Annotated in this window: 7 protein-coding genes; 4 read left to right on the forward strand and 3 right to left on the reverse strand. The window is 41.6% G+C overall.

Annotated features, from left to right (window positions below):
• Positions 1-176: 176 nt before the first annotated feature.
• Positions 177-3131 carry a DEAD/DEAH box helicase family protein gene (locus QL984_RS11910; RefSeq protein WP_138764728.1) on the reverse strand — a complete coding sequence of 985 codons (2955 nt, stop codon included), beginning with the start codon at positions 3129-3131 and terminating at the stop codon, positions 177-179.
• On the reverse strand, positions 3124-3729 hold the full coding sequence (locus tag QL984_RS11915) for a class I SAM-dependent methyltransferase (RefSeq protein WP_138764727.1): 606 nt from the start codon (positions 3727-3729) through the stop codon (positions 3124-3126). The genes QL984_RS11910 and QL984_RS11915 overlap by 8 nt, the downstream gene beginning before the upstream one ends.
• Before the next feature lie 443 nt (positions 3730-4172).
• Between QL984_RS11915 and QL984_RS11920 the strand changes: the two genes are divergently transcribed.
• The 4 genes from QL984_RS11920 to QL984_RS11935 all read left to right on the forward strand — a co-directional run bounded on the left by QL984_RS11920 (position 4173) and on the right by QL984_RS11935 (position 9120).
• Complete coding sequence (locus tag QL984_RS11920) at positions 4173-4955, forward strand: transporter substrate-binding domain-containing protein (protein WP_290172802.1); 783 nt, start codon at positions 4173-4175, stop codon at positions 4953-4955.
• A gap of 35 nt (positions 4956-4990) precedes the next feature.
• Positions 4991-6502 carry an extracellular solute-binding protein gene (locus QL984_RS11925; protein ID WP_138764725.1) on the forward strand — a complete coding sequence of 504 codons (1512 nt, stop codon included), beginning with the start codon at positions 4991-4993 and terminating at the stop codon, positions 6500-6502.
• Positions 6503-6644: 142 nt separating this feature from the next.
• Positions 6645-7376 carry a transporter substrate-binding domain-containing protein gene (locus tag QL984_RS11930; RefSeq protein ID WP_138764724.1) on the forward strand — a complete coding sequence of 244 codons (732 nt, stop codon included), beginning with the start codon at positions 6645-6647 and terminating at the stop codon, positions 7374-7376.
• Positions 7377-7518: 142 nt separating this feature from the next.
• Positions 7519-9120, forward strand: a complete 1602-nt coding sequence (locus QL984_RS11935) for an ABC-F family ATPase (protein ID WP_024601143.1) — start codon at positions 7519-7521, stop codon at positions 9118-9120.
• A 653-nt stretch (positions 9121-9773) separates the two neighbouring features.
• Here the strand turns inward: QL984_RS11935 and katG are convergent.
• Positions 9774-11954, reverse strand: coding sequence for a catalase/peroxidase HPI (gene katG, locus QL984_RS11940; RefSeq protein WP_138764052.1), 2181 nt, complete (start codon positions 11952-11954; stop codon positions 9774-9776).
• Between the last annotated feature and the right edge of the window lie 203 nt (positions 11955-12157).

Below are 12157 nucleotides of genomic sequence, written 5' to 3' on the forward strand. Positions count from 1 at the left end.
TCGAATAGAGGTTTTAATCCCTTTTCCCAAAACCATGTAAAAATCACGGCTCAAGCCAATTCCTACACTTTAAAAGCGCGAGGTAAACTCCCACCTACGGCACGACCTACAATTTTAAAAGCTGCGCTTTTCGCGCGAGCAAGCTCTGCGCCTACAAGTTAAAGCGCGACTACAAACTACTCTGCAACCACTTGTTTAAACCGTGCGAATGTTCGCATGCTTTCATCTGCAATCATTACCTCGTAATCGGGGTTTTGAGCAATCAGCTCATATTGCCCGTTGGGTAATTTATTAACTTTGCGCAGTAAATACTGCCCTTCCCCGCCTATATCATCTCGTTCTATTGCCACTATTTGGCCGCGTAACGATCCTGCTTTATCGGACGTTATAAGCTCAAGTAGCAGTAAATCACCATCAAGTATTGGGTGTTTACCGCCATTCATTGAGTTACCCGATGCGTGTGCTAAAAAATGCACTTGCGGGTCGAGCTTACCTGCGCCAAGTGGCGCGTCCATCAATTCCATATCGCTTTCATCCCCTGTTTTAAAATGCCCACAGGCAATTTTTATATTGGGAAAATACGGCAGCTTTAATGTGTTATCTTTCTCTTCTGCTGTATCGGCACGATCTTTAAACGCTAGCTGGGTCACATTGTCAGCTTGTTGCTCGGTATTTTGTTCAGTTGTTGCTACGTTTACTTTTAGCCGTTGGCTGTATTTAGCTAAGCTGTATTCAACCAGCTCTAATACGGCGTTGTTTAGTAATTCGAGTTTATCTGCGGGTACGTCAAACGTGGCTTTTACTGTGTCGTTTTCTAGCGTAAACCACTGCGTGCCATCTTTATTTTTATTGGTGTAAGCTTTGATTGGGTTTTTACGCCAGTAGCTTTGCCATGTTTGTGAATCAGCGGCAGCTTGCTGCTCTTTGGCTGATAAATCGTGTTGTTTTAAATTTGGATGGCGCGCTAATACTTTAGCACTCATGGCTGCAAGTTCTGCAACTGTTGGGGGAATGGTAAAACCATTTAATGCCACATAAGCTTCAAGCAAAATAGCTTTAAAGCATTTGGTCATACTGGTTGTTTGTATGCCCTTATGTAAAAAGTCATAGAACAGCGCTAGTTGCTCAGCACCTTGTTGTGCCTCATCATCAATGTTTTGTGTTTTAGCAATTAGCTCAAACCAGCTAGTGTAATTGCTGTTTACCTTTTTTATATCCCCATAGTGGTAGTAAAACTCACTTAAGGTGGGTAAATGCCCAAGTTGCTCAGCAAGTTGTGTTATATCTTCAAGCGCAGTGGTGCGCTGCGCCTTAGCTAGCTGTTGCCAGAAGTCGGTGACTTTTAAATCAATATTTATAAAACAGCCATCAGCTAGATTTGGCTTTTTAAGCTTTTTCACTACACCACTTGGCGTGGTTTCATGTAGTAGTGCATAGGGTTTATTTAAAAAGCTGTGGTGATTACCAATAAAATCAAGCACCACTAAATGTGTTTTACCTTCGAGTGTGCGTAAACCCCGCCCTAATTGCTGTAAAAATAGTATTTTAGAGTCGCTTGGGCGCAGCATTAATATGGTATCAATACTTGGTAAATCAGTCCCTTCGTTAAACAAATCAACGGTAAATAATACTTCAACTTGACGCTGTTCTAATTGTTTTAGTGCATCATTACGGCGTACTTTTGACTGGCTATGCACTGATAGCGCTTTTACACCCGCTTTATTAAACGCATCAGCCATGTAATCGGCATGTTTAGTGGAAATACAAAATCCTAAGGTGCGTTTTTGTTTATATTGTTGCCACTGTGCAAGCGCATGATCGGCTCGTTTTTGTGTCGCAAATTTGTTTTCTAGTGCTGCGGGATCAAATCGACCATTGCGCCATGGAATGGCCTGGTAGTTTACGTTTTCGTCCCAAATGCCGTAGTAATGAAACGGCACTAACGTTTTTTGATCTATCCCTTGCGTTAAGTTTCGCTCAAATACTAAATTGTTGTCGCACAACCCTAAAATATCGGCTTGGTCGGTTCGTTCTGGCGTGGCGGTTAAACCGAGTAAAAACTGTGGTTCAAAATAGTTTAATAGCTGACGATAAACACGTGCGCTGGCATGATGAAACTCATCAACAATGATGTAGTCGAACGCCGTTGGTGCAAATTGCTTTAAATGATTACTTCGTCCAATGGTTTGAATAGAAGCAAATAAACAGTCGGCGTTTTTGTCGCGGTGTTTACCGTTATAGAATCCCGTTGAAAGCGGCAGTAGTTCAGCAAAAGTACGTTGTGCTTGTACAAGTATTTCTTCACGATGCGCGACAAATAATACCCGTTTAGCTTTGAATTGTTTAACATCAAACGCGCTTAACCATGTTTTACCCATGCCTGTTGCTAACACTACTAAGCCACGTTTAAAGCCCTCAGCGCGAGTTTGCGCTAGAGCATTGAGCGCTTCAATTTGAGCTGGCCTTGGTGTTTTAGCTTCGCTTTGTTCAATAATTTGTTCCGCTGTATCGGCATGATTTACCGCTACAAACTGCTGTGTTTTGCGCCTAGCAATGTAGTTATTAATCCATTCATGGCTTAAATTGCTGACAAACTCGTGGTTGAAAATAGCGTAAAAAGCATTCCGAATACTTAAAAATTGCTGCGCTGCTTGGCTTGTTTTTGGCTGCATGTAATCATGTCTAAAATTCCACTCATGACCTTTAGTAAGTGCGCTGGCGCTAATGTTACTTGAGCCGATAAAGGCACAACCAGACATAATTTCGCTGGTGTCATTTGTTTTGACAAAAATATACGACTTCATGTGAAAGCTTTGGTTGCTCTGTGTTTGGTAAATACGCACATCAGCACCACGATCCACTAATACCATTAGCTCTCTGAGCGCATTAGGATGAGTAATATCAAGGTAATCGGAGGTTAACAGCTTTAGTGTTGCGCCACTTTGTAAAGCTTCATTGAGTGGGTCAAATAACAAAGCCAAGCCACTGGGTTGGATAAATGACACTGTGATTTCAATCTCTGTGGCATTATTTATTGCATGTACAAGATTAGGTAATAGCGGGTCATCGGCACCCGTAATAAGCTGCTGCTTATTACTTTGCAATTGGTGCTGTTCGTTAAAGCTATTCATTTATTAATTCGCTGCGCGTTAATAATGCATTGAGCCACACTTCACTCTCGCGCTCTGGGCGCTGATCAACACTTTGCCACTGTTTTAGTATTTTAAGCTCGGTGTGGTGGGTAATTAGCGCGGTTAGGCCATCTTCATTTAAGTCAGTAAATTCACGGCCATTATGCACGCGTTCTTGCGTGCCGTACTTAAACGACACATACAAAACACCGTTTGGTTTTAGGGCATTTTGCAGCTTTAAAAACACCTGCGGTAACTCTACTTTTGGCACATGCAATAAACTGGCGCAGCACCAAATGCCATCGTACTTATTGGTACAATTTAGCTGCTGAAAGGTTTTAACCTCTACAGCTTGTTGTAAGTAATTACTGGCTAACTTTACAATATTTTCGCTTGCATCAAATGCGCTAACAGTAAAACCTTGCTGTTTAAAATACATAGCATCGCGGGCGCTACCGCAGCCTGCATCTAATATATGGCCGTGTTTAGGGATAAGCGGTAAAAACTCAGCGTAAAGCGCCGACATATCAACATTAAGCGTTGAATCGCTAAAGGTTTGCGCATGTTGATTGTAGTAATTGAGTGTTTTAGTAGGCACTAAATTCACCGCTCCTTGGTTTATTTATTAATCTGGTATTCATTTATAACTAATCTACAGTATCAACATTTAAAAATATAGAGCTACGGCAATATATACGCCCTAAGTAGTATGTTTTTATTACAAAAAAGCACTGTTTAACGGCTATAAACCAATGTTATTTACACTTTTACCTATTAACTCTACATCTTTGAAAATATTAAAGTTATATAAACGCCTCGGCGCTATTTGAATGAGTAGCAATAATCAAACTCTTACCTTAATCCACACTAAAAACATGGCTGTTATTTATCCTGCAGTGTAATAGTATGAGCACGTATTGCACCGTTCACTTATTGGTCATTATAGTGTGCTATGTTTACCCATAAGATCGTTATTCAACTTTTTCTAGTATGAATATACTGTTGGTGTTGCTGTGTTTAAGTACCGAGGTGTTACTTACAATGAATGTTAGGTTTAGGTGGTTATTAGCTGTACTTTTAGCGCTTTGTTTAGGCGTGCCTAGCAGTGGTTGGGCGTCGAGCGATATTAAAAAAATTGTACTGGCTACCGACACCATTGACGGGCTGGTAGAAAAAGACGGCTCTGGCCTTTATGTTGATATGCTTACTAAAATTTTTGCTGCGCAATCGATTGAACTTAATATTATGATTGTACCTCAGTCTCGTGCTTATCGATGGACGGCCAATGGCAATGCTGATGCCATGTTAAGCGCAAGGCAAAATGAAGTGGAAGGCTTGTACTTTCCGGTGTGGCATTACGATATTACTTTTGTGTCGGCGATGTTTAAAAAAGATCGGTTTAAAAATTGGCAAGGCGAGTATTCGTTACAAAACAGATCGGTGGGTACGTTAAGGGGCGCTAACTACAATAATTATTTGTATGTGCCGATTGATTTGCAGCAGGTTACCCAGCGAATTGAAGGCGTTAAGATGCTTAAGCTCGATAGGCTTGATTTCTTTTTAGATAACCGTAAAGCGCTGCAGCAAACCCTGATTGCTAACGCCACTGAGTTATCAAAAATGAATTTTGACCCACAGCAGTATCAAATCGAAAACATTGTGCCTGTAAAACAATACATTGCCTTTACCGATAACGCCAAAGGCCGCGAGTTAGCACAAATTTTTGACGCCGGATTTGCAAAACTACTTGCCAGTGGTGAGTTAGAGGCGTTGTTTATTGCTTACAATTACCTGCCTTTTCCCTTTCCGCAAAATATAGACTAGAGTAGTAATTACATATTGCTGTGGTTGAGTTTTTTATGAGAGTTGTATTTGCTTTAGTTATAAGCTTAATGTTGGCTTTTCAATGCGTTGCACAAATTACCCTGCCCCACTCTAAAATAGAAAGCCAACCAAGCACACCACAACAAGCCACTACCCAGCTCAATGTGCTTACAGTTGATTTAGGCACCCTCATTAGTAAACCTTTAATTCAACGAGGCTTAGAGTTTGAACAACAAACTGGTATTAAAGTTAATGTCACCAAAGTGCCTTTTGGCCAGTTATATAACGAAATAAACAAAGATTTAAGCTCGCCAACGAGCCAATACGATATTATTGCCTATGCCTCACTCTGGATGGTGGATTTTGCAGAAAATAATTACTTAGCGCGTTTAGATAATTACATAGCCTCCGACTCTTTAATTGAATGGAATGATGTATCGCGTTTTTTTAGAGACTTTAGCTCTAAATATAACGGCCAAATTTACTCGATTCCGCTCGATGGTGATATACATTTACTTTATTACCGCCTCGATATTTTAGAAAAATATGGTTTGGCTCCACCTAGAACCTGGGATGATTACCTTGCTATTGCCAAGCAATTAAATGGCGTTGATATGAACGGAGATGGCGAGGGCGATTTTGGCTCGTGTATTTCTAAAAAAGCCAATGAGCAATCGTATTGGTCTTTGCTTTCGATTGCGGGCAGTTTTTTGCAAAGCAAAGGCACTTCTCAAGGCATATTTTTTAATACAAGAACTATGGCGCCATTAGTGAATAACGATGCCTTTAAAAAAGCCTTAAAAATTTATAAAAAAACCACTGAATTTGGCTCTGCTGATGAGCTTAACTTTGATACCAATGATGTAAGGTATGCGTTTATAAGCGGGCGCTGCGCCTTAGCCATTGAATGGGGCGACATTGGTACTATGGCCGTGTTACCTGAGTCTAAAGTGAAAAACAAAACTGGGGTGAGTATATTGCCCGGAGCTACTGAGGTATTAAACCGTAAAACAGGCCAGCTTGAACGTTGCAATGCTAACTTATGCCCGTTTGCCATTGGCGATATTAATTATGCTCCTTATGCAGCTTTTGGTGGTTGGGTAGGCTCAATTAATAATGCCAGCTCAAAACACAAAAAAAACCTCGCTTATAACTACTTGTCGTATGTTACTCAGCCTTTGCAATCGAATGAAGATGTGACCATAGGTGCCACCGGTATGAACCCGTATCGTACCTCTCAATTGGTTAACCACAAAAACTGGCTTAAACAAGGCATGAGTAAAAGTACGCTGCATTTTTACTTGGGCTCTATTTCTAAAACCGTTAATAACGCCAATATTATTCTTGATTTGAGAATTTTTGAAAACAACCGCTACTTTAGAGACATACTCGACACTGAAGTGGCTAAATACCTAAGGCACACCCAAACCGTAGACCAAACGGTTGAAAACATTGAGGCCGGCTGGAATAAATTAACCGATGAAATTGGTCGCGACAAACAGCTTAAAGCTTATAGGGCGTCGTTAGGATTAGTACCAACCCCTTAGTGATAGTGTTATTTAACGTATTTGCCATTATTAGATAAAACATAGGAAGCCAGCATTGTTGCTTTAATTGATGTAAAACGGGCTAAATTTGTAGTCTGGTTTATACTTTAGTGATGATAACGCTGTAGCCTCGAGTAATAAAATGCTTAAAGTCGCTTTTGTTGTATTACTGCTTAGCAGCTGTAACGTATTTGCTTGCTTTAAAACACTTAAAGTAGGCACAAATGAAAACAATTGGCCACCCTATGTAATTGTCGTTAACGGTAACCTGACGGGCATTGAAATTGACGTGTTAAACACGATTTTTAACGGCTCATCTTTTTGTTTAAAATTTATGTTGCTGCCTACCTCATCGCGCGCTTTTGAAGAATTAAAAGAAGGCCGTATTGATGTTATTTTTGCCGCGAGTAAAACATCAGCAAGAGCTGATTTTGCCTATTTTAGCGATGCCTATCGTGATGAAGTAGTTCGCCTGTATAAATACACCGAATCGCCTGATTTAAATAACATTAGCGATATTTTTTATAAAGATTTAACCTTGGCGGTTAACCGTGGCAGTTATTATGGCGTTGCGTTTGAGCTGTTTAAACAGAACCACCCCGCTAACGTTATTATGATGCCTACCGCCGAGAAACGTTTTGCAATGCTCAATAAAAATAGAGTTGATTACGCAATTGAAGACGAACTAGCAGCGCAATATTTTATAAACCAATACCCAGCAATAGAAGCGGTTACTAATATGGCGGCCATCAATAAGAGTTCTATTCATTTAATGCTAAGTAAAAAAACCATTAGCCAAATAGAGTTACAAGCTATAAATGAGTTAATTAAGCAAAATAAATCCGCTATACAAGCCATTTACCCAAATTACTGAACCCGTAGATTATTCTTTTACCTTTCATCTTGAAGCGCGGATCTGTATAATTCGCGGCCTATTATTTACTCTATTGCTTGTTTATTTATGCGGCGCCTTGCTGCAGCTTAACCCTGCCATTAATTTTCTAGGATTACTTTTTTTGATCTCCACCGCAAATATTACGATGCAGTTTGGCGCAGAGCCGTTGTTTGAAAACATTTCAGCTAAATTTGGTAACGGTAACCGTTACGGTTTAATTGGCGCTAACGGCTGCGGCAAGTCGACATTTATGAAAATTTTAAGCGGTGCGCTTACGCCTAGTGCAGGTAATGTGTCTATTACGCCGGGGCTAAAATTAGGTAACCTAAGCCAAGATCAGTTTGCGTTTGAGCAATACAGCGTGGTTGATGCGGTAATTATGGGTGATGTGGAGCTTTGGAAAGTAAAACAAGAGCGCGACCGTATTTACTCTTTGCCTGAAATGAGCGAAGAAGACGGCATGAAAGTAGCCGAGCTTGAAAGCGTATTTGCTGAAATGGACGGTTACACCGCAGAAAGCCGCGCAGAAGAAATTCTGCTTGATGCGGGTATCGATAAAGAGTTTCATTATGGCTTAATGGCAAACGTAGCCCCAGGTTGGAAATTACGTGTGCTGTTAGCACAGGCGTTATTTGCAAATCCTGATATTTTGCTACTTGATGAGCCTACTAATAACTTGGACATTCATACTATTACGTGGCTTGCCAATGAGCTTAACCAACGTAAATGCACCATGATCATTATTTCCCATGACCGTCACTTTTTAAACTCGGTATGTACTCACATGGCCGATATTGATTACGGTGAGCTGCGTATTTACCCAGGTAACTACGAAAAATACCTTGAAGCTTCAGGCTTACAACGCGAGCAATTACTTGCTGAAAACGCGAAAAAGAGCGCTGAAATAGACGAGTTACAAGACTTTGTTAACCGTTTTGGTGCTAACGCCTCTAAAGCGAAACAAGCCAGCTCGCGCGCTAAAAAAATGGATAAAATTAAGCTTGATGAAGTTAAGTCATCGAGTCGTATGAGCCCATCACTCAACTTTGATGAGGGCAAAAAAATGTATCGCCAAGCGCTTGAGTTAACCAAGCTTGGCCATGGGTTTGACGGTGAAACGTTATTTACTGGTGGTGATTTACTACTCGAAGCCGGTGCTAAACTGGCGGTTATCGGCGAAAACGGCGTGGGTAAAACCACCTTTTTACGCTGTTTAGTTAACGAGCTTAAAAGCAACGAGGGCGAAGTTAAGTGGTCAGAAAACGCCACGTTTGGTTATTGCCCACAAGACAGCACCAAAGACTTTGATAACGACTTAACTTTATTTGATTGGATGTCGCAATGGCGTACCGCTAAGCACAACGATTTAATGGTACGTGGTATGTTAGGGCGTTTATTGTTTACCGCAGACGATTCAAATAAAAAAGCCCGTAACTGTTCAGGTGGTGAAAAAAACCGTTTGTTATTTGGTAAGTTAATGATGCAAGACGTTAACGTACTGATAATGGATGAACCAACTAACCACATGGATATGGAAGCCATTGAAGCACTTAACAATGCGCTAAAAGACTTTAAAGGCACGCTTATTTTTGTAAGCCACGATCGTGAGTTTGTATCGTCACTGGCAACCCGTATTGTTGATATTAAAGACAAGCAGGTAATTGACTTTCAAGGTACGTTTGACGAATACCTAGCAAGCTGCGAAGAAAATAAAGTAGCTTAAGAGCTAGGTTAAAGGTTAAAGGTTAAAGGTTAAAGGTTAAAGGTTAAAGAAATAGCCTAAACCATTTAAAAGCGGTGCTTGTTTAAGCGCCGTTTTTTTGTGCCTGTAGTTTGGGTTCGGGGTTCGGGGTTCGGAAGAATTATGCTTGGTATCAATTAAAACGCAATTGGTAATTTATTTATAAAAAAGGCAAAGAAAAGCTGTATTTTTTATTTGCTCATTTGCTCTCATTCTTTGCTCTTTGTGCAAATAGGTTTTAAGTTATTTATTCACCACAGAGATTAAGAGGCACTGCACTTTTAGAGGAAATAAAAAAGCTAACTACTATCCTGCAGCAGCGATTTTATAGGCATTGCATTTACCCGCACCTCGCAGCTCGAAGCCTGTTGGCTGCTCATTTTCTCCTCATTTTCTCCTCATTTTCTTCTCTTTGTTCAAATAATTTTTAAGTGATTTATTCACAAAGAGGGCGAAGAGACGCTGCGCTTTTAGAGGAAATAAAAAAGCCAACTACTATCCTGCAGCAGCGATTTTATAAGCATTGCATTTACCCGCGCCTCGCAGCCCGCAGCTCGTAACCTTTAACCTTTAACCTTTAACCTAAATAATACAAAAAAGGAGCATTGCTGCTCCTTTTTAAATTTTACTTAGGTTTATTTAATATCAAACCGGTCGGCGTTCATCACTTTTACCCATGCGGCGACAAAGTCGTGTACAAAACGAGTTTTGTTATCGTCTTGAGCATAAAACTCTGCCAATGCACGGAGTATTGAGTTTGAACCAAACACTAAATCAACCCGCGTAGCCGTGTACTTAGTTTTACCACTAGCGCGGTCGACTATGTTGTACTCGCCTTTAGTTGCAGGCTCCCAGCGGTTGTTCATGTCGGTTAAATTAACAAAAAAGTCGTTACTCAGTACGCCTACCTTGTCGGTAAATACACCATGTTCACTATTGCCATAGTTAGTGCCTAGTACGCGCATACCGCCTAGTAATACGCTCATTTCTGGTGCGGTTAGCCCCATCAATTGGCTGCGCTCTAGTAATAGCTCCTCGGCGGATACAGCATAGTCTTTTTTCAGCCAATTTCTAAAACCGTCATGAATTGGTTCTAATGGCTCGAATGACTCTGCGTCGGTCATGTCATCACTAGCATCGCCACGCCCTGGGGCAAACGGTACGGTTATATCAACCCCTGCCTTTTTAGCCGCTTGCTCAACCGCAGCGGTGCCGCCAAGTACAATTAAATCGGCCATACTAACAGGCTTAGTTAAACTCGCTTGCAGTGTTTCAAGTGCGCTAAGTACCTTGGCTAAACGCTCTGGTTCGTTACCTTGCCAGCTATTTTGCGGAGCAAGGCGAATACGGGCGCCATTTGCACCACCACGGTGATCGGAGCCTCTATAAGTACGTGCGCTATCCCATGCGGTATTAATTAAGTCGGTTTCACTTAATCCACAATTAAGTAGCTTCGCTTTTAACTCGGTTATTTCAGCGTCGCTTAGGGTGTAATCAACTGCAGGAATAGGATCTTGCCAAATTAAATCTTCGCTTGGTACATCGGCGCCCAAATAACGTGATTTTGGCCCTAAATCACGGTGGGTTAACTTAAACCATGCGCGGGCAAATACGTCAGTAAAGTACTCAAAATCGTCATTAAAACGCTCAATAATTTTACGGTAAGCTGGGTCGAGCTTCATTGCCATGTCGGCATCGGTCATTATTGGGTTTAAACGAATCGATGGGTCTTCCACATCAACGGGTTTGTCTTCTTCTTTAATATTAACCGGCTCCCACTGATGAGCCCCTGCAGGGCTTTTGGTTAGCTCCCACTCGTAATTAAGCAGCAGTTTACAGTAGCCGTTGTCCCATTTAGTTGGGTGGGTTGTCCATGCGCCTTCAATACCTGAGGTCATGGTATCGCGGCCAATGCCACGGGTTTTATGGTTATTCCAGCCAAGGCCTTGCTCGTGCACATCGGCGGCTTCTGGCTCTGGGCCTAAGTTTTCTTCTTTGCCGTTACCATGCGTTTTACCTACTGTATGGCCACCGACCGTTAGCGCTGCGGTTTCTTCGTCGTTCATTGCCATACGCGCAAAGGTTTCGCGCACTTGTTCTGCGGTTTTAAGCGGATCGGGTTTACCATTTACCCCTTCTGGGTTTACGTAAATTAAACCCATTTGCACTGCCGCTAATGGGTTTTCCATGGTATCGGGTTTATCAACGTGGGTATATCGCTCATCACTTGGCGCAAGCCATTCTTTTTCTGCGCCCCAATAAACGTCTTTTTCTGGATGCCAAATATCTTCACGGCCACCGGCAAAACCAAAGGTTTTTAATCCCATTGATTCGTACGCCATATTACCGGCTAAAATAATTAAATCGGCCCATGAAAGCTTGTTGCCATATTTCTTTTTAATTGGCCATAATAAACGGCGCGCTTTATCTAGGTTGGCATTATCTGGCCACGAATTAAGTGGTGCAAAACGTTGATTACCGGTACCACCACCGCCTCGACCATCAGCTAAACGGTACGAGCCCGCAGAGTGCCATGCCATACGGATCATCAGGCCTCCATAGTGCCCCCAATCAGCTGGCCACCAAGGTTGGCTTTGAGTCATTAAATCTTTTAAATCGGTTTTAAGTGCTTCTAGGTCGAGTGAATTAAAAGCGTCGGCGTAATTAAAGTCGCTGTCGTAGGGGCTGGTTTTGCTATCGTGCTGATGAAGAATGTCTAAATTAAGTGAGTTTGGCCACCAATCTGTATTGGTGTTTTCGGTTGTAGTATTACTGCCGTGCATAACTGGGCATTTACCCGCTTTATGATTATCCATATTGAGCTCCTTTTTAAGTATAAATAAAAACGCCCATGCTTACTGCTTTTGGTATTCACCAATTGGGAGCGCTGTTATTTTTTTGCCATTATATTAGGGTCTGTTGACCTTTGTGGATTAAAATTCGTTCAAACTAGGGGCGGTTTAATCGCGGCGCGAGGTTTGTAACCTAGTGGGCTAAGTCAAAACCGAGCAACAAAGAG

Origin of the sequence: Pseudoalteromonas sp. APC 3495, from assembly GCF_030407645.1 — a bacterium.
Lineage (GTDB): Bacteria > Pseudomonadota > Gammaproteobacteria > Enterobacterales > Alteromonadaceae > Pseudoalteromonas > Pseudoalteromonas tetraodonis.

What these genes read in the sequence shown, in the direction of transcription:
- QL984_RS11910 (WP_138764728.1), bottom strand. Translation starts at nt 3,131, where the DNA reads ATGAATAGCTTTAACGAACAGCACCAATTGCAAAGTAATAAGCAGCAG.
- QL984_RS11920 (WP_290172802.1), top strand. Translation starts at nt 4,173, where the DNA reads ATGAATGTTAGGTTTAGGTGGTTATTAGCTGTACTTTTAGCGCTTTGT.
- QL984_RS11925 (WP_138764725.1), top strand. Translation starts at nt 4,991, where the DNA reads ATGAGAGTTGTATTTGCTTTAGTTATAAGCTTAATGTTGGCTTTTCAA.
- QL984_RS11930 (WP_138764724.1), top strand. Translation starts at nt 6,645, where the DNA reads ATGCTTAAAGTCGCTTTTGTTGTATTACTGCTTAGCAGCTGTAACGTA.
- katG (WP_138764052.1), bottom strand. Translation starts at nt 11,954, where the DNA reads ATGGATAATCATAAAGCGGGTAAATGCCCAGTTATGCACGGCAGTAAT.